The 20,416-nt window shown below is 67.6% G+C and carries 22 protein-coding genes; 3 read left to right on the top strand and 19 right to left on the bottom strand.

The features are described from left to right. Window positions 1-29 precede the first annotated feature (29 nt). From A5752_RS18295 to A5752_RS18250, 10 genes are all read right to left on the bottom strand, one after another. Window positions 30-440 carry a DUF2752 domain-containing protein gene (locus A5752_RS18295; RefSeq protein WP_067088337.1) on the bottom strand — a complete coding sequence of 137 codons (411 nt, stop codon included), beginning with the start codon at window positions 438-440 and terminating at the stop codon, window positions 30-32. Next, window positions 430-852 (bottom strand): NINE protein, encoded by a 423-nt coding sequence (locus tag A5752_RS18290; protein ID WP_067088335.1) that lies wholly within the window; start codon window positions 850-852, stop codon window positions 430-432. Before A5752_RS18290 ends, A5752_RS18295 begins: the two co-directional genes overlap by 11 nt. A 193-nt stretch (window positions 853-1,045) precedes the next feature. Continuing rightward, complete coding sequence (locus tag A5752_RS18285; RefSeq protein ID WP_067088333.1) at window positions 1,046-2,473, bottom strand: HNH endonuclease signature motif containing protein; 1,428 nt, start codon at window positions 2,471-2,473, stop codon at window positions 1,046-1,048. 75 nt (window positions 2,474-2,548) lie between these two features. After that, window positions 2,549-5,365 carry a prolipoprotein diacylglyceryl transferase gene (gene lgt / locus A5752_RS28060; protein WP_082963956.1) on the bottom strand — a complete coding sequence of 939 codons (2,817 nt, stop codon included), beginning with the start codon at window positions 5,363-5,365 and terminating at the stop codon, window positions 2,549-2,551. After that, window positions 5,362-6,132 (bottom strand): tryptophan synthase subunit alpha, encoded by a 771-nt coding sequence (gene trpA, locus A5752_RS18275; protein ID WP_231983453.1) that lies wholly within the window; start codon window positions 6,130-6,132, stop codon window positions 5,362-5,364. Before trpA ends, lgt begins: the two co-directional genes overlap by 4 nt. 14 nt (window positions 6,133-6,146) lie before the next feature. Continuing rightward, the gene (trpB, locus tag A5752_RS18270) at window positions 6,147-7,406 is read right to left on the bottom strand and encodes a tryptophan synthase subunit beta (protein ID WP_067088329.1); all 1,260 of its coding nucleotides are present in this window, start codon (window positions 7,404-7,406) and stop codon (window positions 6,147-6,149) included. A 3-nt stretch (window positions 7,407-7,409) separates the two neighbouring features. Next, window positions 7,410-8,228 carry an indole-3-glycerol phosphate synthase TrpC gene (gene trpC / locus A5752_RS18265; RefSeq protein WP_067088327.1) on the bottom strand — a complete coding sequence of 273 codons (819 nt, stop codon included), beginning with the start codon at window positions 8,226-8,228 and terminating at the stop codon, window positions 7,410-7,412. A 77-nt stretch (window positions 8,229-8,305) separates the two neighbouring features. Then, a complete protein-coding gene (locus A5752_RS18260) occupies window positions 8,306-8,899 on the bottom strand; it encodes a TIGR02234 family membrane protein (protein WP_067088325.1) in 594 nt (197 codons plus the stop codon). After that, window positions 8,896-10,443: an anthranilate synthase component I gene (locus A5752_RS18255; RefSeq protein ID WP_067088324.1), complete on the bottom strand. Its 1,548-nt coding sequence runs from the start codon at window positions 10,441-10,443 to the stop codon at window positions 8,896-8,898. The genes A5752_RS18260 and A5752_RS18255 overlap by 4 nt, the downstream gene beginning before the upstream one ends. 3 nt (window positions 10,444-10,446) lie before the next feature. Beyond that, on the bottom strand, window positions 10,447-11,166 hold the full coding sequence (locus A5752_RS18250; RefSeq protein WP_067088429.1) for a phytanoyl-CoA dioxygenase family protein: 720 nt from the start codon (window positions 11,164-11,166) through the stop codon (window positions 10,447-10,449). A 71-nt stretch (window positions 11,167-11,237) separates the two neighbouring features. On the opposite strand from A5752_RS18250, the gene A5752_RS18245 reads away from it, so the two are divergent. Both A5752_RS18245 and A5752_RS18240 read left to right on the top strand, forming a co-directional pair. Continuing rightward, window positions 11,238-11,702 (top strand): peroxiredoxin, encoded by a 465-nt coding sequence (locus A5752_RS18245; RefSeq protein WP_067088427.1) that lies wholly within the window; start codon window positions 11,238-11,240, stop codon window positions 11,700-11,702. Then, window positions 11,699-12,499 carry an ABC transporter ATP-binding protein gene (locus tag A5752_RS18240; protein WP_067088322.1) on the top strand — a complete coding sequence of 267 codons (801 nt, stop codon included), beginning with the start codon at window positions 11,699-11,701 and terminating at the stop codon, window positions 12,497-12,499. The genes A5752_RS18245 and A5752_RS18240 overlap by 4 nt, the downstream gene beginning before the upstream one ends. Before the next feature lie 3 nt (window positions 12,500-12,502). Here the strand turns inward: A5752_RS18240 and hisI are convergent, their stop codons facing one another. From hisI to hisD, 8 genes are read right to left on the bottom strand one after another with little or no spacing between them, the layout of a single operon-like run. Then, entirely contained in the window at window positions 12,503-12,853 is a 351-nt protein-coding gene (hisI, locus tag A5752_RS18235) for a phosphoribosyl-AMP cyclohydrolase (protein WP_067088321.1), read from the bottom strand. Beyond that, window positions 12,850-13,632, bottom strand: a complete 783-nt coding sequence (gene hisF, locus A5752_RS18230; protein WP_067088319.1) for an imidazole glycerol phosphate synthase subunit HisF — start codon at window positions 13,630-13,632, stop codon at window positions 12,850-12,852. Before hisF ends, hisI begins: the two co-directional genes overlap by 4 nt. After that, window positions 13,632-14,447 carry an inositol monophosphatase family protein gene (locus tag A5752_RS18225; protein ID WP_067088318.1) on the bottom strand — a complete coding sequence of 272 codons (816 nt, stop codon included), beginning with the start codon at window positions 14,445-14,447 and terminating at the stop codon, window positions 13,632-13,634. Before A5752_RS18225 ends, hisF begins: the two co-directional genes overlap by 1 nt. Then, a complete protein-coding gene (gene priA / locus A5752_RS18220) occupies window positions 14,447-15,175 on the bottom strand; it encodes a bifunctional 1-(5-phosphoribosyl)-5-((5-phosphoribosylamino)methylideneamino)imidazole-4-carboxamide isomerase/phosphoribosylanthranilate isomerase PriA (protein WP_197500667.1) in 729 nt (242 codons plus the stop codon). The genes A5752_RS18225 and priA overlap by 1 nt, the downstream gene beginning before the upstream one ends. 50 nt (window positions 15,176-15,225) lie before the next feature. Continuing rightward, the gene (hisH, locus tag A5752_RS18215) at window positions 15,226-15,846 is read right to left on the bottom strand and encodes an imidazole glycerol phosphate synthase subunit HisH (protein WP_067088317.1); all 621 of its coding nucleotides are present in this window, start codon (window positions 15,844-15,846) and stop codon (window positions 15,226-15,228) included. Further along, complete coding sequence (hisB, locus tag A5752_RS18210; RefSeq protein WP_502686749.1) at window positions 15,843-16,475, bottom strand: imidazoleglycerol-phosphate dehydratase HisB; 633 nt, start codon at window positions 16,473-16,475, stop codon at window positions 15,843-15,845. The genes hisH and hisB overlap by 4 nt, the downstream gene beginning before the upstream one ends. After that, window positions 16,454-17,584, bottom strand: a complete 1,131-nt coding sequence (locus tag A5752_RS18205) for a histidinol-phosphate transaminase (RefSeq protein WP_067088313.1) — start codon at window positions 17,582-17,584, stop codon at window positions 16,454-16,456. Before A5752_RS18205 ends, hisB begins: the two co-directional genes overlap by 22 nt. After that, the gene (gene hisD / locus A5752_RS18200; RefSeq protein WP_067088311.1) at window positions 17,581-18,924 is read right to left on the bottom strand and encodes a histidinol dehydrogenase; all 1,344 of its coding nucleotides are present in this window, start codon (window positions 18,922-18,924) and stop codon (window positions 17,581-17,583) included. Before hisD ends, A5752_RS18205 begins: the two co-directional genes overlap by 4 nt. 36 nt (window positions 18,925-18,960) lie before the next feature. Here hisD and A5752_RS18195 point away from each other — a divergent pair, with 36 nt between their 5' ends. Next, a complete protein-coding gene (locus A5752_RS18195) occupies window positions 18,961-19,371 on the top strand; it encodes a nitroreductase family deazaflavin-dependent oxidoreductase (protein WP_067088309.1) in 411 nt (136 codons plus the stop codon). 1 nt (window position 19,372) lies between these two features. Here A5752_RS18195 and A5752_RS18190 read toward each other — a convergent pair whose 3' ends face one another. Further along, window positions 19,373-20,398, bottom strand: a complete 1,026-nt coding sequence (locus A5752_RS18190; RefSeq protein WP_067088307.1) for a zinc-dependent alcohol dehydrogenase — start codon at window positions 20,396-20,398, stop codon at window positions 19,373-19,375. Window positions 20,399-20,416 lie beyond the last annotated feature (18 nt).

The following is a 20,416-nucleotide window of genomic DNA, read 5'->3' as shown; positions in this document are numbered from 1 at the left end:
CAGCCGATTGTATCAGTGCAGTTACGGCCTCACCCGTCGAGAACGGTCGGTACCAGCGGGAATCCGGCGAGGTTGCGCACCACTGTCCAGGTCAGGGCCGAGACGACAATCACGATGGTCATTTGCGTGTTCATCAGTGGTTTGCCTTGGCGCCACCTGACCAGGAGCCAGGCCAGCAGGAGTGGCACCCCCACGAGCAGGTAGACGTTGTCGACGACCGCTGCAGCGAGGTCGCCGTGCAGAAGGTCGTGCGTCATGCGCAGGCCACCGCAGCCGGGGCAGTTCCACCCGGTGATCGCCTTGAACGGGCAGGCCGGGAAGAAGGAGCTCCGGCGGTGTGGGTCGGCGATGCCGATGTAAGTCAGTGCGCCAGCGAGTACGGCGCCGGTACCGAGCGCGCCGTACAGCTGTTTGCGGCGTGTGCCGGCGCTAAGTGCCATCGCGCAGAGGGCGCCCCTGAGGATCGCGGACCTTGTCGGTGAGCAGCAGGATGGCGTCGATGATGCCCCAGATGATTGCGCCGATACCGCACGTGATCAGGCCGACGACCAACTGGGCGATGCCGAGGCCGGTGTAACCGAGGTAGATGCGGCCGATGCCGACCAGGCCGAAGAGTCCGAGCAGCTGCAACAGGCCCGCGACCAGTTTCGACTTGTCGGAATACGGCTCGCCGGTGATGGGGTGACGGCCGTAGGGAGCCAACGGATCGTTGTATACGGGCGGGTAGCCGCCAGGGGGCGGGCCGTACTCGCCGGGCGGCGGCGGATACTGCTGCTGCTGGTAGTCCGATTCCTGTGGGGGCGGCGGAGGTGTGCTGCCATGCTCACTGCCACCGAACTGCGGCTCCGTCATGGCCCCAGCATGCCAGACGGGGTGGTTCGGGTCAGTAAGATTTCCGTGGCCATATAGACGCACGGCTTAGCCCCGGCGCTCGCGGCGCTGACGAGAATTGCCGGATACCGGCACCTCGCTCAACAGTATGTCGCTCAGGGGGATTCGCTAGACGGCGGTGAAACGTGTTCGCGGTTCACGCCGGCCGGGCGTGTCAGAACGGTGGGGGTTGATAGTTGGCGGCCAACCAGGCTTGCCGTTGTCGCTCTTCCTCGGCGATCAGTTCGGCGCGCTGGCGACGTTCGGCCTTGATCCGGTCGCGACGGTCGTCCTCACGGGTCTGTTTGCGACGCGGCATCATCAACGTTCGATCCCCGGCGCCGTCGGCGATATCCGCCGGAACCTCGAACACGCCCATCGGTTGTCCGAGCGCTGGAAACATGCTTGCGCCATGGGGTTCGGTACGCCATACATGACCGGTGGGCGCGATCAACTCGATCGTGCCGTCGGCGAGCTGTCGATCGGTCCAGCCGCGCGGACCACAGAAGAATGTCTTCAGCAGGTGATGAGTTCGACAGTAGTGCTTGGTATTCGAGGGATGCGTGGACCCTTCCGGCCAGGGCACCGTATGGTCGACATCGCATTGTTGTACCGGTTTGTCACATCCTGGCCACCGACAAGTCAGGTCCCGCCACTGCAGGAATTCGCGCAGCGCGACGTTAGGCCGATAGCCGTTGTTGGCCTTGCCATCCGGGGTATTCAGCGGCTTCAACTGCGCGGTCTTGGCGGCCTCGCGTACCGACTCGGCGGGTAGCACCCCAAAGCCCTTCAGATAGCCGGGCTTGTCGCTGGTGCCGTCGAGCGTTGCCTGTTCGGCCAGCACATGGATGACCGCCGTGGTGACAGCCGCGCGTTCTTTGACCGCAGGGCAGTCGTCTCGCCCACATTCGCAGGGCATCGTCGCTTCCAGGCGAGCGAGCGGTCCGCACGCGTCGGCGCGGCGCTGGTCCTTCGTTCTCGGGTCGTTCTCGCACACGGTGGCGGCGATCGCGTCGAGCCGATTGTCCAGTGCCGCACCGTCTGTGGCGCGCAGATTGCCTGCGAGCCAGGCCATTCCCGGACACCCCGGCTCGACGTGGACGTGGCGGTTGTCTTCTGCTTTGCGAGGAACTCGCACCGCCTCGGGGTCGAAACGACATACGAACATGTCGACACGGTCGATGAGTTTGGGACCGGAGAGTTTCATCCACTTCTCGGCCCTCGCGGCCAGGGCCTCGTCGAGTGCGGGCATGATGTCGGGCTCGACGTTCTCCGTGCGCGACATGATGGTGGACACCACCCGGTAGTCTATCCACCCGCGCCGGAAAATCTCGGCTACGCGAGGAAGCCTCTCGTGCAACGCATTTGCCGCATGAACCTGACCGAGTGCCCGTGCGTAACTGATGTTCTGGACGGGCGATATCTCTGATGCCACGACGACCGCGACGTCAGTGAAGAACATGCGCGCTTCCCGATGTTCTTTCACGCGCCGCGCGTAAAGTTCGGCGACCAGTGCGAGCCGGCGCCCCATGGCCGCAGATTCCTCGCGAGCCTCTTCACCCATCAGGGTGAGCAGGTCGCCACTCGAGGCATCTTCGAACATGAGTTCGACACTACTCCGAGCCACTGACAAGAATGGCCCAGCCGAGAGTCGGCTGTGGACAACTGCGAGAAAGGCCTAGCGGTTCCGGCGGCGCCGCAGCCAATCGCGCACCCGGCCGCGTCCGGAGTCGTCGCGTTGGCTTGTTTTTTCGGCTGCGGCTTCGGGCTTGGGGGCGGCGTCGTCGCCGGCAGGTTTCTCGGCTTCAGGCTCACCGGGCTCAGGCTCGGTGGATTCCGATGCCTCGTCGGTCGACTCCTCGGCTTCGGCCTCGGGGTCTTCCGCTAGCTGCTCGGCGGCCTCCGCCAGTTCTTCAGCGACGGCCTCTTCGTCGGCTAATTCCTCGGCCGGTGACTCGTGCGCTTCAGCATCGGCGGTTTCGGCATCGGCGTCGTCCGCCTCGGCCTCGTCGGCCAACTCTTCTGCCACGGCCTCACCCTCGACGGCGGACTCGTGCGCCTCAGGCGCGTCGGCGAGGGCGTCGCTGGCCTCCTCGCCCTCCACGGTGCCGACGCCGCCGACCTCGGCCGGTTCGCCCGCTTCCGCGTCTTCCGACGTCGCCTTGATTGACGACTCCGCCTCAGTCTCGGCCTCTTCCGATGGCTCCTCGGCTTCTGTCTCGGCCTCGTCGGCCAACTCCTCGGCTACAGCTTCGCCCTCGGCAGCGGCTTCATGCGCCTCGGACGCATCGGCGAGGGCGTCGCTTGCCTCCTCGCCCTCCACGGTGCCAACGCCGCCGACCTCGGCCGGTTCGCCCGGCTCCGCGTCCTCCGAAGTCTCCTCGGTTGACGACTCCGCCTTAGTCTCGGCCTCTTCCGATGGCTCCTCGGCTTCTGTCTCGGCCTCGTCGGCCAACTCCTCGGCTACAGCTTCACCCTCGACCGCAGACTCGTGCGCCTCGGCAGCGTCCGCCAGCGCATCGCCGGCCTCCTCGCCCTCCACGGCCCCCACACCACCGAGATCGGGGGCCTCCTCGGCTTCTGTCTCGGCCTCGTCGGCCAACTCCTCGGCTACAGCTTCACCCTCGACCGCAGACTCGTGCGCCTCGGCAGCGTCCGCCAGCGCATCGCCGGCCTCCTCGCCCTCCACGGCCCCCACACCACCGAGATCGGGGGCCTCCTCGGCTTCTGTCTCGGCCTCGTCGGCCAACTCCTCGGCTACAGCTTCACCCTCGACCGCAGACTCGTGCGCCTCGGCAGCGTCCGCCAGCGCATCGCCGGCCTCCTCGCCTTCGACGGCGCCGACACCGCCAAGATCAGCAGCATCGCCTGCCTCGAAGAACTCTTCCGCCTCGACGATGTCTTCAGACGGCGCCTCCGCCACATCGTCGGCCAGTTCCTCGGCCTCGGCGACGGCCTCTGCTTCGGGTGCCGAGTCTGCTTCGGGTGCCGAGTCGGCTGCGGCCGCCGCACCGCTGGGCTCCGCCTCGACGACGTCCTTCTGCTTACGCTTCGGCCACAACCGCAGTCGACGCTTCGCCTTCGGAACCGCCACGGCAGCCGCAGGGGTCGCCGCGTCATCGGCCAATTCCTCGGCAGCCGCCTCACCCTCAACGGCGGTTTCGTGTGCCTCGGCGGCGTCGGCCAGCGCGTCGCCGGCCTCCTCACCTTCGACGGCACCCACACCACCAAGATCGGCGGCCTCGCCTGCCTCGGCGAACTCCTCCGCCTCGGCGATCTCCTCGGCGGGGGCCTCGTCCACCTCTTCAGCCAGAGCTTCGGCCTCGGCCACCGCCTCGGCTTCGGGCTCCGGCTCCTCCGCGGGCTCCTCGTCGCCCTCGGCAGCGAACTCCTCTGCCTCTTCGAGGTCGTCCGCCGGCACACCCGCCACGTCTGCGCCGAGCTCCTCCTCCGACACGTCCTCGACCGAGACGGCCTCGTCTTCCGGCACATCCGCCGTGAGCGACTCGGCTTTCACCGTCTCCGGCTCTTCCTCGGCTGCGGCGGCCTTGGCTGCCGCGACGACACCTGTCGTCGAGGCCACCGCGGCCAGTTCCTCCGTGAGCTCCTCGACAGTTGTCCGCTCCGGCCGCGCCTTGCCCTTGAGACTGGCCGGGTCCTCCCGGCCCTTCGGCGCGGCCATGATGTACACAACCGCCCCGATGAACACGAACGTCGCCGTGAACGAGTTGATCCGGACGCCTTCGATCAGCGTCGCGTCGTCGGCCCGCAACAGCTCGATCCAGAACCGGCCCAGGCAATAGCCCGCGACGTACAACGCGAACAGGCGGCCGTGGCCGAGCTTGAAGCGGCGGTCGACATAGATGAGAACCGCGAAAACCAAAAGATTCCAGAGCAGTTCGTACAGGAACGTGGGATGGACGAGGTGAACAACTTCACCGGTCGACACTCCATTGAGATTGTCGATCATCCCGGCCGAGTCGCGGCGTTCGTAGACCTTTAGCGCCCAGGGCAGCGTCGTATCCGCGCCCCAGAGTTCCTGATTGAAGTAATTTCCCAGTCGGCCGATCCCTTGCGCCAGGATGATTCCCGGCGCGATCGCATCACCGAACGCCGGTAGCGGAATCCCCCTGCGGCGACACGCGATCCACGCGCCCACACCGCCAAGGGCGACTGCCCCCCAGATCCCCAGGCCACCGTCCCAGATGCGGAAAACGCCCGCCAGCCCGGCGCCATTGTCGCCGAAGTACCGCCACCAGTCTGTGACCACGTGATACAACCGGCCGCCGATCAATCCGAACGGCACCGCCCACAGAGCGATGTCGTAGATGACCCCACGTTCACCGCCGCGCGCTTCCCAGCGACGGTCACCGATGATCAGCGCCGCGATGATGCCGATGATGATGCACACCGCGTAAGCACGAACAGGTACCGGACCGAGATGCCACACGCCCTGCGCCGGGCTCGGGATGGCGGCCAAGACAGTCGTCGTCACGCAGTAACCCTTCGCCTGACGCCGTCGGCGAGTTCGGCTGTCAACGTTCCGACCGTGTCGACACCGTTCTGCAGCGCCGACACCAACGCTGATCCCACGATGACCCCGTCGGCGTAGGCGCCGATCTCGGCGGCCTGCGCACCCGAACGGACCCCGAGGCCGACGCCAACCGGAATATCCGAGACGGCCTTCACGCGGCGGACCAGTTCGGGCGCGGCGGTCGATACCGCGTCGCGCGCACCGGTCACTCCCATCGTCGATGCGGCGTAGACGAATCCGCGCGACGCCTTCACCGTCATCGTCAGCCGTTCAGGCGTCGACGACGGCGCCACGAGAAAGATCCGGTCCAAGTCGTGGGTCTCCGACGCTTCCAACCACTCGTCGGCCTCGTCCGGGATCAGGTCGGGCGTGATCATCCCGAGCCCACCGACCGACGCCAGATCACGGGCGAAAGCCTCGATTCCCCATCGCAACACGACATTCCAGTACGTCATGACCACGGCTCTGCCGCCGGCGTTGCTGATCGCCTCGACCGCGGCCAGCGAGTCCCGTACCCGTACTCCCCCGCGCAGCGCGACCTCGGTGGCCGCCGCGATCGTCGGCCCGTCCATTCCGGGGTCGGAATACGCGATGCCGACCTCGACCAGGTCGCATCCGCTGTCGACAAGCTTCGTCATCGCCGAAATCGACGTGGACACATCGGGAAATCCGGTCGGCAGATAGCCGATCAGCGCGCTGCGTGCCTCGCTTCGGCACGTTTCGAACATCGGTGCTAGCCGACTCACGGGGCACCGTCCAACAAGCCGAACCACTTCGCCGCGGTCTCCACGTCCTTATCGCCACGGCCGGACAGGTTCACCAGAACGATCGACCCGGGTCCGAGTTCGCGGCCCAACTGCAGAGCCCCCGCGAGACCGTGCGCCGACTCGATCGCGGGAATGATCCCCTCGGTGCGGCACAGCAGCGAGAACGCGTCCATCGCCTCGGTATCGGTGATGGGCCGGTACTCCGCGCGACCGATGTCCTTGAGGTATGCGTGTTCGGGCCCGACGCCTGGGTAGTCCAAACCCGCTGAGATCGAATGCGATTCGATGGTCTGGCCGTCCTCGTCCTGCAGCAGATACGAGAACGACCCCTGGAACGCGCCGGGTGACCCGCCGGTGAAAGTCGCTGCGTGTCGGCCCGTTTCGACGCCGTCACCCGCCGCCTCGTAACCGACCAGACGCACATTGGGGTCGTCGATGAACGCGTGGAAGATCCCGATCGCGTTCGAACCGCCGCCGATACACGCCGTCACCGCGTCGGGCAACCGGCCCGCTTGCGCCTGGATCTGCGCGCGCGCTTCCAGCCCGATTACCCGCTGAAAGTCGCGCACCATCGTCGGGAACGGATGCGGTCCGGCGGCCGTGCCGAAGCAGTAGTACGTGTTGTCGGCGTTGGTGACCCAGTCGCGGAACGCCTCGTTGATCGCGTCCTTCAGCGTCTTCGAACCCGCCTCCACGGACACCACCGTCGCACCCAACAACCGCATTCGCGCCACGTTGAGCGCCTGACGCGCGGTGTCGACGGCTCCCATGTAGATGATGCACTCCAGGCCGAGCAGCGCGCACGCCGTCGCGGTCGCCACGCCGTGCTGGCCCGCGCCGGTCTCGGCGATCACGCGGGTCTTGCCCATCTGCTTGGCCAACAGGGCCTGACCGAGCACGTTGTTGATCTTGTGGGATCCGGTGTGGTTGAGGTCTTCTCGTTTCAGGAAGATCCGGGCTCCGCCTGCGTGCTCGGACAGCCGCTCGGCCTCGTACAACGGCGAGGGACGTCCGCTGTAGTGCCGCTGCAACCGATCCAACTCGTCGAGGAAGGTCTGATCCCCACGGGCCTTCTCATAGGCCGTGGTGACTTCTTCGATCACGGCCATCAGCGCCTCGGCGACGAATCTTCCTCCGTAGACACCGAAGTGACCACGCTCGTCCGGATCGTGGGACGTCGGCTCGGCTACGGCCGCACTGGAACGGGGCAGCTCAGGCCCGGCGAGATCGGCCACTTCTCAACGCGCGGGTTTCGGGCACGACGGATGGGTGCCTGCGGTGACCAGATCGGCGACGGCGCTGCGGGGATCACCACTGGTGACCAGTCCCTCGCCGACGAGCACCGCGTCGGCGCCGGCACCGGCGTAGGCGAGTAGATCGGCGGTGCCACGTACTCCCGATTCCGCGACGCGGATGACGTCGGTCGGAAGGCCGGGGGCGATACGGGCGAAGCAGTCGCGGTCGACCGTCAGCGTCTTGAGATCGCGTGCGTTGACACCGATTACCGTGGCGCCCGCGGACAGCGCACGGTCGGCCTCCTCCTCGGTGTGCACCTCCACAAGCGCGGTCATTCCCAGCGATTCGGTGCGCTCGAGCAGCGACTCCAGCACCGGCTGCTCCAACGCCGCGACAATGAGCAGCAACATGTCCGCACCATGCGCGCGGGCCTCGTGGATCTGATACGGCCGGACGATGAAGTCCTTGCGCAACACCGGGATTGAGACGACCGCGCGCACCGCGTCGAGATCGTCGAGCGATCCGTTGAATCGACGCTGTTCGGTCAGCACGCTGACGATGCGCGCGCCACCGCTCTCGTAGGCGGCCGCGAGCTCCGCGGGGTCGGCGATGGGGGCCAGCTCACCACGCGACGGGCTGGCGCGCTTCACCTCGGCGATCACCGCGATGCCGGGAGCGCGCAGCGCGGCCATCACGTCGAGCGGAGGCGGCGCGTCCTTGGCCTTCGCCTTGATGTCGGCGAGCGGAATGACGGCTTCGCGGGCGGCGACATCGGCGCGGACTCCCTCGATGATCGAGTCGAGTACCGTCGCCGAACTCATGACTGCCGCTTCCCTTCCCCCGGAAATACTGGACGATCTTCAACCACGAAGGGTAGCCGCCACCACAACACCCACGATCACCGGCCCTTGTTGTCCGGATTCGCCGGATCCTGGGTCGGATCGGACCCCGCGTCGAGGGCGTCCCAGATCGCGCGTTCGGACATTTCGCCTGCGGGTTCGTCGGGCCGTGCGACCGAGCGTCGCGAGTAGCGGGCCGCCCCGGAGCGCTCGCTCGTCGCCGACCGCATCAACAGCACCGCGCACGCCAGCGCCACCACGGCGGCGACGACGGTGATCACCGCGCCGACGTAGTGCCGCTGCGTGCCGACGAGGTCTGCGACCGGCGACTCCGCGATGTGGGAAGCGCGGACCGCCACGTCCTTGATGACCCACAGGCTGATGGCCAGGTAGGCGGTCCCGGCGCTGGCGGCAGCCACCAGCAAGGCCAACAGCCGTAACGGCCATCCCCGCACGGCCAGCGCGGCCACCGCAGCGGCCAACAGGAGCACCGCCAGCGGCACCAGCGCGGTCGACCAGGTCCCCCCGGACAGGGCGGTGGTCTTCGGCTGGCCGAGACCGTCGAACGAGGTCACCTCGACCCACTTCATCCGCGAGGCCACCCACAGTCCCGCCGCGGCGAGCACCAGACCGACTTGGGCGACCCTGATCACGGTTCGGTCAGCGTCTCGGCGGCGGCGATCGCGTTGAGGACCGCACGGGCCTTGTTGGCCGCCTCGGTGTACTCGTAGGGCCCGTTGGAGTCGGCGACGACGCCACCGCCCGCCTGCACGTATGCGGTGCCATCGCGCATCAGCGCGGTGCGGATGGCGATCGCGAAATCGGCGTTTCCCGCGAAGTCGAGATAACCGAGCACCCCGCCGTACAGGCCGCGACGCGTCTTCTCGACCTCTTCGATCAACTCCATCGCCCGCACCTTCGGCGCTCCCGAGAGCGTCCCGGCCGGGAAGCATGCGGTTACGGCGTCCAGCGCCGTCTTGCCGTCCGCCAGCAGGCCCGTCACCGTCGACACCAGGTGCATGACGTGGCTGTAGCGCTCGATGTGGCTGTAGTCCTCGACCCGCACGGTGCCCGGCTGGCAGACCCGCCCGAGATCGTTGCGGCCCAGGTCGACGAGCATCAGATGCTCGGCCCGTTCTTTTTCGTCGGCCTGCAGTTCCTTCTCGAGCAGCAGGTCCTCCTCCTCGGTCGCGCCGCGCCACCGGGTACCCGCGATCGGATGTGTGGTGGCCCGTCCGTCCTTGACCGTCACCAGTGCTTCGGGGCTGGAGCCGACGATCGAGAAGTCCGGTCCGCCTGCGGCGTTCGGCACGTTGAGCAGATACATGTACGGGCTCGGATTGGTCACCCGCAGCATCCTGTACACGTCGAGAGGATCGGCGGGCGTCTCCATTTCGAAGCGCTGCGAGGGCACCACCTGAAACGCCTCGCCGGCCTCGATGTCGCGCACCAGCTTCTCGACGATCGCCTCGTATTCCTCGAGGGTGCGCTGGGCGCGGTGCGTCGGCTCTGGCCGGCTGAACGTCGCCACCGCCGATGGTAGGTGCTCACTCAGAGCCGCGGTCATCACGTCGAGGCGGGCGACGGCGTCGTCGTACGCCCAATCGACCCGTTCGTCGGTGCCGTTCCAGTTCACCGCATTGGCGATCAGCGTGATCGTGCCCTCGTGGTGGTCGACGGCGGCGATGTCGGTGGCCAACAGCAGCAGCATGTCGGGTAGGCCCAGATCATCGACGGTGAGCGACGGCAGCTTCTCCAGGCGACGGACCATGTCGTAGGCGAAGAAGCCGACGAGCCCGCTCGACAGCGGCGGCAGGCCCGGCACCGGCTCGGTCTTCAGCAGTTCGAGCGTGGCCCGCAGCGCCTGCAGCGGATCGCCGCCCTGGGGCGCGTCCTGCGGCGTCGTGCCCAGCCACACGGCCTCGCCGTCGCGGACGGTCAGCGCCGACGGCGCACCGGCGCCGATGAACGACCAGCGCGACCACGAACGGCCGTTCTCGGCCGACTCCAGCAGGAAGGTTCCGGGCCGGTTGGCGGCCAGTTTCCGGTACGCCGACAGCGGCGTCTCGCTGTCGGCGAGCACCTTGCGCGTCACCGGCACCACGCGGTGCTCGGCGGCCAGCGCGCGGAAATCCTCCCGCGAGGTGGTGATCGCCAGCGACGAGCCGAGGGCTGACGACGAGGCAGTGGTCTGCACGCGTCAAGTGTCCCAGACGCATCCCAGCGGTGAGGACGACGTGGGTGTCAGCGGGCTGGTGAGCATGATCGGCGTTTGCGCCATGAACCGCGGTGTCGTGCCCCGATGCTCGTCCGCGGCGTGCGCGGTGAACGGGTGCAGCAGGTACATGTCGCCGGGCCGGCCCGTGGCGAGCGCCACGGGACGCGCCGCGCTGGCGTCGTCGACGAGCCGGCCCATCTCGGCGAGGCCGAGCGGCTCGGGTCCCAGTACGCGGGCCACGTCGCGGTGGGAGCCGACCCTGATCCGCGTGGGAGCGTCGTCGGGGCCCACGTCGGACAGCAGGGTGAGCAGCAGGACGGTATGGGGGCGACCGGTGACCGCCCATCCCCCGTCGGCCTCGGGCGTGTTGGCGTCGATGTGCCAGCCGCGGTCGTCATTCGGCGGCGATACGGGAAATCGGACGGGGATGTTTCCCAAGGCGAGGCTCGGTGACCAACCGCCTTGACCGCAGATGCGATCCAGCGCCGCAGCGAGTTTCGGGCTTCGTATGAGCTCACCGAACGGGCCGGCACCGGTCATGTCGCCGGCCCAGCGGACGGGTTCGACCCATCTCTCCGGTCCGTCGGGCGCCAGCCCCAGCTGTTGCCACAACGCCGCGCGCGCCGCATCGGCGACACGGCGGGGCGCCGCGGCGTCGATCTTCACGTAACCGTCGGCGACGAACGCGTCGAGATCCACCATCGAGATGAGGTTCTCACGGTAACCGCGTCCCACACCAACGCTTTTCAGGTTCGCGGCGTAGCGTGACGCTCATGAAGACGGGTGACCGAGTTGCCGAGTTCGAATTGCCGGACCAGAGGGGCAAGGTGCGGAGCCTCAGCGAGCTGCTCGCCGATGGCCCGATCGTGCTGTTCTTCTACCCCGCCGCAATGACGCCGGGTTGCACCAAGGAGGCCTGCCACTTTCGTGACCTGGCCGCGGAGTTCGCCGCGGTCGGCGCGCGCCGCGTCGGGATCAGCACCGACGCGGTCGACAAGCAGGCACAGTTCGCCGACAAGGAGCGGTTCGACTACCCGCTGCTGTCGGACGCCGACGGGGCGGTCGCCACGCAGTTCGGCGTGAAGCGAGGCCTGCTGGGCAAGTTCATGCCGGTCAAGAGGACCACGTTCGTGATCGACACGGATCGCACCGTTTTGGCCGTGATCGCGTCGGAGATCAGCATGGACAGCCACGCCGACAAGGCCTTGGAAGTGTTGCGGCAACGCCAGTCGGCATGACGCCGGTCCTCGAACTCGCCGATGTCACGTTCCGCCGGAACGGCAAGCAGATTCTCGACGGCATCTCGCTGACCGTTCACGCCGGCGAGCACTGGGCGCTGCTCGGACCCAACGGAGCGGGCAAGAGCACTCTTCTCGGCTTCTGCGCCGCGATGCAGTTCCCGACGACGGGCACCGTGCGCATTCTGGGTGAGCAGATGGGCCGGGTGGACCTGGCGCGCCTGCGCCGCTCCATTGGTCACGTCAACCCGCGGCACCGACTGCAGTATTCGCTGTCGGTACGCGAGGTGGTGTCGACCGGCATCACGGGCACCATCGACACCCCGATGCGGTGGACGCCGAGCGCGGACGAACGCACCCGGGTGGACGCGATGATCGATGCGGTCGGATTGTCGCACAAGGCAGCTGACGTGTGGCCGACGTTGTCGCAGGGTGAGCGGGGGCGGACGTTGATCGCCCGCGCCCTGGTCTCCGAACCGAAGCTGCTGCTGCTCGACGAACCCACCACGGGTTTGGATGTGGCTGCGCGCGAACAGCTTCTGGAAACCATCGACTCGCTCGACGAGACCCATCCCGACGTCGCGTCGATCCTGGTCACCCATCATCTCGAAGAGTTGCCGACCACGACGACGCACGCGCTGCTGATCGCCGAGGGGCGGACGACCGCCATCGGACCGGCGCGAGACACAGTGACGACGGACAACGTCAGCGCCGCGTTCGCCCATCCCGTGGTCGTCGGCTACGACGAAGGCCGGTGGACTGCGCGTGCGAAAGCAACCCGCATCATCGACCTGTAGAACTCAGCCGTTCTCCGGCGCGAGCAGCACATCCGCATCGAAGCAACTGTGATCGCCGGTGTGGCAGGCGCCGTCGACCTGATCGACCTCCAGCAGCACGGTGTCGCCGTCACAGTCCAGGCGCACCGAGTGGACGTACTGTGTGTGGCCCGAGGTCTCCCCTTTGACCCAGTGCTGTTGCCGCGACCGCGAATAGTAGGTTCCGCGACGGGTTTCAAGCGTGCGGGCCAGCGCCAGATCGTCCATCCACGCCACCATCAGCACCTGGCCGGTGCCGCGCTCCTGCACCACGGCGGTGACCAACCCGTTGGCGTCGCGCTTGAGTCGCGACGCGATGTCGGAATCGAGTGTCATCGGACGGTTATCCCTTCGGCCGCCATGGCCTCCTTCACCTGCGCGATCGTCAGCTCACGGAAGTGGAACACGCTGGCGGCCAGCACGGCGTCCGCCCCGGCAGCGATAGCGGGGGCGAAATGTTCGGGTGCCCCAGCGCCGCCGCTGGCTATTACTGGGACGTTGACGGCGCCGCGCACCGCCGCAATCATCGGCAGATCGAAACCGGCCTTGGTGCCGTCGAAGTCCATCGAGTTCAACAGGATCTCGCCGACGCCGAGTTCGGCTCCCCGCGTTGCCCATTCGACGGCGTCGAACCCGGTGCCCCGGCGCCCGCCGTGCGTCGTGACCTCCCACCCCGACGGCGTGGGCTCCTGATCCGCCGGCACCGTGCGGGCGTCGACCGACAGCACGATGCACTGCGAGCCGAACTGCCGAGACAATTCCGCAAGCAGTTCCGGGCGGGCGATCGCCGCGGTGTTGACCGCCACCTTGTCCGCCCCCGCCCGAAGCAGCACGTCCACATCGGCCACCGAACGCACCCCGCCGCCGACCGTCAACGGGATGAACACCTGCTCGGCCGTGCGCTTGACCACCTCGAGCATGGTGGCTCGTCCCGACGACGAGGCCGTCACGTCGAGGAATGTCAGTTCGTCGGCGCCCTCGGCGTCGTAGGCCGCGGCGAGCTCCACGGGATCACCCGCATCGCGCAGGTTTTCGAAGTTGACGCCCTTGACGACCCGGCCGTCGTCGACGTCCAGGCACGGGATGACCCGTACGGCGAGGTCCTTCACGTCCATCAGAAGTCCTTGAGATCGCCAACCGAGGCAAGCAGGTCGAGCAATTCCCCGTGCACGCCGGGGACACCGGCGAGCGCAGACGGGCAGTCCACGGTCCAGTCGTTGCCCGCGAGATCGGTCACGATGCCACCCGCCGCGCGGATCAACGCCACCCCGGCGGCGTGGTCCCATACGTGGCCGCTGAAACTGATTGCGCCACCGAGGATTGCCGCCGACGTATAGGCCAGATCGATACCTGTGGCGCCGTGCATGCGCATGCGGGAACACTTGCGGCTCAGGGTTTCGATGACGGCGAGTCGGTAGCGTCCCGGCACCTTGCCGCGGGATTCGACGTTGAACGTGCTGACCCCGACCATCGAATCAGAGAGCTCCGCCGGCTCCAGTTGCGGTTGCTCGACACCGTTGTAGCGCAGGGGTCCTCCCACTACGGCGGTGAAGCGCTCCTTGGTGAAGGGAACCCAGGTGAGTCCGGCGACCGGCTCACCGTCGCGCACCAGCCCGAGCAGGATCGCGGCCATCGGTGAGCCCGCGGCGTAGTTGAACGTGCCGTCTATCGGGTCGAGCACCCACACCAGTGGCGACTTCAGGTCCGCGCCGCCGAATTCCTCGCCGTGCACCTCGATCCCGGTTCTGGCGGTCAGCGCCTCGACGACCTGGCGTTCGATGGCCAGATCGACCTCGGTGGCGAAGTCGTCACCCTTCTTCTGCACGGCGGAGTCCGCGCGGTGTCCGTCGATGAACGGGGTCGACGCGTCGTCGAGGATTTGCGCGGCCTCAGCGACCAGGGCGTCGAGGTCGGCCGCGTCCAGCGCCATTACCGCTCCACCGCGGCCAGCGCTTCAGGCAGCGTGAATCGCCCTGCGTACAGCGCTTTTCCGACAATCGCTCCCTCCACGCCACGGTCGGTCAGCGTGGCGATGGCTCGTAGGTCGTCGAGGCTCGACACACCTCCGGATGCGATCACCGGGGCGTCGGTGCGGTCGGTGACTTTCGACAGCAGTTCGAGGTTCGGTCCGTTGAGCGTGCCGTCCTTGGTGACGTCGGTGACGACGAAGCGAGAACAACCTTCTCTGTCAAGCCGTTCGAGCACTTCCCAGAGGTCACCGCCATCGGTCTCCCAACCGCGACCGCGGAGGCGGTGATCTCCGTCGACGATCTTCACGTCCAGTCCGACGGCCACCTTCTCACCGTGTTCGGCGACGACCTTCGCGCACCACTGCGGATTCTCCAGCGCTGCGGTGCCGAGGTTCACCCGCGCGCAACCGGTCGCGAGCGCCGCCGACAGCGAATCGTCGTCGCGGATACCGCCGGACAGTTCGACAGCGACGTCGAGCTTGCCGACCACCTCGGCCAGCAGTTCGCGGTTGCTGCCCCGGCCGAACGCGGCGTCGAGGTCGACGAGGTGGATCCACTCGGCGCCGTCGCGTTGCCACGTCAGCGCGGCATCCAACGCGGATCCGTATTCGGTCTCGCTGCCGGCCTGGCCCTGCACCAGGCGCACAGCGCGGCCCTCGACCACGTCGACGGCGGGAAGAAGAATCAGTCGTTCCGACACTGTGGTGGTCTCCTCTTCGCGCCGGCGCTCATCGGTGGTCAACCTAATGCCCTAACCCAGTTGGCGAGTAATGCGGCACCGGCGTCGCCGCTTTTCTCGGGGTGGAATTGCGTCGCCGACAGCGGACCGTCCTCGACGGCGGCGAGGAACGGCACGTGGTGGGTGGCCCATGTCAGCTTGGCGGTGGGGCTGCCCTCCCACTGCTGGGCGGCGTACGAGTGCACGAAGTAGAAGCGGGTGCCCGGCTCCATGCTTGCGAACAATGTGCTGCCTTCGGGGGCGTCGACCACGTTCCAGCCCATGTGCGGGATCACCGGCGCGTCAAGGCGCACGACGGCGCCCGGCCACTGGCCGCAACCGGTGGTCTCGACGCCGAACTCCACGCCGCGGGAGAACAGGATCTGCATGCCGACGCATACGCCCAGAACGGGACGACCGGCGGCGACCCGGTCGGCGATCAGCTTCGGACCATCGATCTTGCGCAACCCGGCCATGCACGCCTCGAACGCGCCGACGCCGGGCACCACGAGGCCGTCGGCGTTCATCGCCGCGTCGGCGTCGGGTGTGACCGTGACATCGGCGCCGACGCGCTCCAGCGCGCGCTGCGCCGAGCGCAGATTGCCCGAACCGTAGTCCAGGATGACGACTTGATTTGTCACAGAGTGCCTTTCGTTGACGGCACACCGGTCACACGTGGGTCGTACTCGACGGCTTGGCGCAGCGCGCGTGCGACGGCCTTGTACTGCGCCTCGGTGATGTGGTGGGGGTCGCGACCGTAGATCGTGCGCACGTGCAGGGCGATGCGGGCGTTCATCGCCACCGACTCGAACACGTGCCGGTTGACCACAGTGTGGTACGGCGCCGAGGAACCGGCGATCGTGAAGTGCAGCATGTGATCCGGCTCGCCGGTGTGCACGCAGTACGCCCGCCCGGACACGTCGACGGCGGCGTGCGCGAGCGTCTCGTCCATGGGGATCCAGGCATCGCCGAACCGGCGGATGCCCTTCTTGTCGCCTAGCGCCTGGCCGAGCGCCTGCCCCAGCACGATCGCGGTGTCCTCGATCGTGTGATGCCCCTCGATCTCGACGTCACCCTTGGCGCGCACGGTCAGGTCGAAACTCGCGTGGCTGCCCAGCGCGGTGAGCATGTGATCGAAGAACGGCACACCGGTGTCGACGTACACCTGTCCGGTGCCGTCCAGGTCGAGTTCGACGACGATGTCGGACTCTTTGGTCTTGCGCTCGATCGTCGCGCGGCGGGGTTCGTTCACGATGCTCCTACTGGGGATAGTTCGGTGGCGGCCAGGCGAGCGCTCGCTGCGAGGAACGCATCGTTCTCCTCGGCCAGACCGATGGTGACGCGGAGGTATCCGGGTATGCCGACGTCGCGGATGAGGATGCCCGCGTCGAGGTAGCGCTGCCAGGTAGCGGGTGCGTCGGCGAAGTCGCCGAACAGCACGAAGTTGGCGTCGCTGTCGATCACTCGAAAACCCATGTCGGACAGAGACTCTGTGACACGGTTGCGTTCGGCGATGAGGGTGGCGACGCTGCCGAGCGTGTCGTCGGCGTGACGCAGCGCCGCGCGGGCGGCGGCCTGCGTGACCGAGGACAGGTGGTACGGCAACCGGACGAGCAGCATCGCGTCGATCACCGCGGGGGCGGCGGCCAGGTACCCGAGCCGACCGCCCGCGAATGCGAACGCCTTGCTCATCGTGCGGCTGACGACAAGCCGGGTCGGATACTCGTCGATGAGGCGCACCGCGCTCGGTTGCGAGGAGAATTCGCCGTACGCCTCGTCGACGATCATCACGCCGGCGCTCATGGCGTCGAGGAGGCGTCGCAGGTCGTCGAGCGGAACGCTCTGTCCCGACGGATTGTTCGGGCTCGCCACGAACACGATGTCCGGGTTGCGCTCGCCGATGGCCGCCACGGCGACGTCGATGTCGAGGCTGAAGTCGTCGGCCCGGTTGGCCACCAGCCACGCGGTCCGGGTGCCGTCGGAGATGATCGGGTGCATCGAGTACGAGGGCACGAAACCCAGGGCGCTGCGACCGGGCCCGCCGAAGGCCTGCAGGAGTTGCTGCAGGATCTCGTTGGAACCGTTTGCCGCCCAGAGATTTTCGACGGTCAGTTGTGTGCCGGTCTGCGCGGTGAGATAGGCCGCGAGGTCGGTACGCAGCGCGACCGCATCCCGGTCCGGATAGCGGTGCAAGTCGCCCGCGACGGCGGCGACGGACGCCGTCAGGTCATCGATCAGCGCCCGCGTCGGTGGGTGCGGGTTCTCGTTGGTGTTCAATCGCACCGGAACGTCCAGTTGCGGTGCGCCGTACGGCGATTTGCCGCGCAGATCCGACCGCAGCGGCAGATCGTCGAGCGTCACCTTCTCCCCGACCGTCACCTTTCGAACCTCCGCCGCACCGCTTCGCCGTGCGCGGGTAGGTTTTCGGCCTCGGCGAGCGTGATCACGTAGCCGGAGACGTCTTTCAGCGCGGCCTCGTCGTAGTCGACGACGTGGATCCCGCGCAGGAACGTCTGCACCGACAGGCCGCTGGAGTGCCGTGCGCAGCCGGCGGTGGGCAGCACATGGTTGGAGCCGGCGCAGTAGTCGCCGAGGCTCACGGGTGCATAGGGTCCGACGAAGATCGCTCCGGCGGAACGGATTCGACCGGCCACCTCGCGCGCGTCGAGGGTCTGGATCTCCAAGTGCTCGGCGGCGTAGGCGTTGACGGTCCGGATGCCGGCATCGAGGTCGTCGACGAGAACGGTCGCCGACTGCTTACCGCCGAGCGCGGCGGTCACCCGCTCGCGGTGCACCGTGGTCTGCAGTTGGTTGGCCAGTTCGCGGTCGGTCGCGTCGGCCAATTCGATGCTGGGGGTGACCAGCACGCTGGCGGCCATCTCGTCGTGTTCGGCCTGGCTGATCAGGTCGGCGGCGACGTGGACGGGGTCGGCGGTGTGGTCGGCCAGGATGGCGATCTCGGTGGGGCCGGCCTCGGCGTCGATGCCCACCTGCGATCGGCAGATGCGTTTGGCTGCGGTGACGTAGATGTTGCCGGGGCCGGTGATCATGTCGACGGGGGCCAGCTCTGCGCCATCGGTGTCGGTGCCGCCGTAGGCCAGTAGGGCGATCGACTGGGCTCCGCCGACGGCCCACACCTCGTCGACGCCCAGCAGTGCGGCGGCAGCCAGGATCGTCGGGTGCGGTAAGCCGCCGAACTGGGCCTGCGGCGGGCTGGCGATCACGAGCGAGTCGACCCCCGCGGTCTGTGCGGGCACGACGTTCATCACGACGCTGGACGGGTAGACGGCGTTGCCGCCGGGCACGTACAGGCCGACGCGCTCGACCGGCACCCAGCGCTCCGTGACGGTGGCGCCCGGGGCGAGCGTCGTCGTCGTGTCGGTACGACGCTGATCGGCGTGGACGGCCCGGGCGCGTTCGATGGCGACCTCGAGCGCGGTACGGACGTCGGACGGCAGCTCAGTGAGCGCCTTATTCAGCTCAGCTGCGGGGACGCGAACCTGTGCGGGTCGCACCCCGTCGAACGATTCGCCATACTCCAGCGCCGCCTCGGCGCCCCGCTCAGCGACCGCGTCGACGATCGGGCGGACCTTCGGAACCACGGCGTCCACGTCCACTCCGCCGCGCGGCAGGGCGGACCGCAGGCGCGCTGCGGACAGCCGCGCACCCCGCAAGTCGATGCGTGCGATCGGGGACGACGATAGATTCACGCTGTCCATTCTCCCAGAGCAGACCAAATCGGTTATGGAGGCGCCATGCGAGCCAGCGAGCACCCGAACAATGCACCCGGCGTGCCGATGGTGTTCCCGCCGTGGTTCGAAAATCTGCAGGTCAGATACCTGAACAAGTTGATCAAGCCGATTTCCCGGCTGATGCCCGGTATGACAAAGATCAAACACCGCGGCCGAAAGTCCGGAAAGCCGTACGAGACGATTGTCACTGTCTACCGCAAGGGCGATACCGCAGCGATCGCACTCGGCCACGGCAAGACCGACTGGGTGAAGAATGTGCTCGCCGCCGGCGAGGCCGACCTGCTCTACGGCTCGCGCACGGTCCACATCGTCAATCCGCGGATCGTGCCGGCGGGTGGCAACGCGGAAGGCCTGCCTTTCATGGCCCGCGTTCAGGCCAAGAAGATGGGCATTTTCGTCGCCGACATCGCCTGAGCTACACCCGGCTGAACACCGTCTTGCCTCGCATCGCCGCCCACGCTTCTGGCGCTTCCTCCCACGGCACGACACGCTCGACGACCGGCGAAAGGTCTTGTCCGGCAAACAGTTCCAGCACTTTCGGCATCACCGCCCGCGCGTTCACCCGCCCGGTGACGAACCGGACCCCGCGCGTGTACATCGGCAGCAGTGGCATCTCCACCGAGCCCTGGGCGTAGATGCCGGTGTCGGTGCACACCCCATCCGGCCACGTCGCCCGTAAAGCCGCCGCCAGCAGCCCCGGATCCGCTGACGTGTGCACCGTCACCGGATACGGATCGGCGCTCTTGTCGGGCCTCTCTCGGTCATGCACGACCGCACCCAACTTCTCAGCCACCGCGAGCCGCTGCGGGTCGGTGTCCACATAGTCGACGTGCATACCCGCCACGGCCGCCGTCGCCGCCGCGTACAGGCCGATCGACAGCCGACCAACGACCAGCACCCGTCGGTCGGCCGGCGCAAGCGCCACCAATTCGTCGACGTAAGGGCCGACGCCGCGCCAACCATCCGGAATGTTGTCCGACATCGAAGCAACGCCAACCGGATCCGCCCCCTCGGGCAACCGCGCCAGCATCGCGTCGGCGTATGGCACCAGCACGACATCGGCCATGAACCCGCCGCCGTCGAGTCCCGCGAGCGGCGCCATCCCATACATCGCCATCAACGGCAGCGCCGAGCAGGATCCGGTCGCACCCCGCAGGCAAGCGCTGCACTCTCCGCAGCTGATCTGGAACGGCACGATGACCCGGTCGCCGACCTTCACCCCACGCACGTCCTCACCGACCGCCACCACCTCGGCGACGCCCTCGTGCCCCACCGCGTGACCCGGCGGCATCGGCAACCTACCGGCCACCACGGCGACGTCGAGGTCGCAGCACGCCACGGCCAACGGTCGAACAAGAGCCTGGCCCGGACCCGTCAGCTGAATCTCGGGCGCCTCCCGCCACACGTATTTACCAGCCTCTTCGAACATCAGTTGCCGCATGCCGAATCCCTTCTGGAA

Origin of the sequence: Mycobacterium sp. 852002-51961_SCH5331710 (assembly GCF_001665535.1) — a bacterium.
Classification (GTDB): domain Bacteria; phylum Actinomycetota; class Actinomycetes; order Mycobacteriales; family Mycobacteriaceae; genus Mycobacterium.
Note: the sequence above shows the minus strand (reverse complement) of the source record. Positions and strands in the feature narration are given on the sequence as shown.

Bases quoted from the DNA above. Each gene is read 5' to 3' on its own strand.
- A5752_RS18295 (WP_067088337.1), bottom strand. From the start codon at position 440: ATGGCACTTAGCGCCGGCACACGCCGCAAACAGCTGTACGGCGCGCTC.
- A5752_RS18290 (WP_067088335.1), bottom strand. From the start codon at position 852: ATGACGGAGCCGCAGTTCGGTGGCAGTGAGCATGGCAGCACACCTCCG.
- A5752_RS18285 (WP_067088333.1), bottom strand. From the start codon at position 2,473: ATGTTCGAAGATGCCTCGAGTGGCGACCTGCTCACCCTGATGGGTGAA.
- trpA (WP_231983453.1), bottom strand. From the start codon at position 6,132: ATGTTCGAAACGTGCCGAAGCGAGGCACGCAGCGCGCTGATCGGCTAT.
- trpC (WP_067088327.1), bottom strand. From the start codon at position 8,228: ATGAGTTCGGCGACGGTACTCGACTCGATCATCGAGGGAGTCCGCGCC.
- A5752_RS18250 (WP_067088429.1), bottom strand. From the start codon at position 11,166: ATGGTGGATCTCGACGCGTTCGTCGCCGACGGTTACGTGAAGATCGAC.
- A5752_RS18245 (WP_067088427.1), top strand. From the start codon at position 11,238: ATGAAGACGGGTGACCGAGTTGCCGAGTTCGAATTGCCGGACCAGAGG.
- A5752_RS18240 (WP_067088322.1), top strand. From the start codon at position 11,699: ATGACGCCGGTCCTCGAACTCGCCGATGTCACGTTCCGCCGGAACGGC.
- hisI (WP_067088321.1), bottom strand. From the start codon at position 12,853: ATGACACTCGATTCCGACATCGCGTCGCGACTCAAGCGCGACGCCAAC.
- hisF (WP_067088319.1), bottom strand. From the start codon at position 13,632: ATGGACGTGAAGGACCTCGCCGTACGGGTCATCCCGTGCCTGGACGTC.
- A5752_RS18225 (WP_067088318.1), bottom strand. From the start codon at position 14,447: ATGGCGCTGGACGCGGCCGACCTCGACGCCCTGGTCGCTGAGGCCGCG.
- hisD (WP_067088311.1), bottom strand. From the start codon at position 18,924: ATGGACAGCGTGAATCTATCGTCGTCCCCGATCGCACGCATCGACTTG.
- A5752_RS18195 (WP_067088309.1), top strand. From the start codon at position 18,961: ATGCGAGCCAGCGAGCACCCGAACAATGCACCCGGCGTGCCGATGGTG.
- A5752_RS18190 (WP_067088307.1), bottom strand. From the start codon at position 20,398: ATGCGGCAACTGATGTTCGAAGAGGCTGGTAAATACGTGTGGCGGGAG.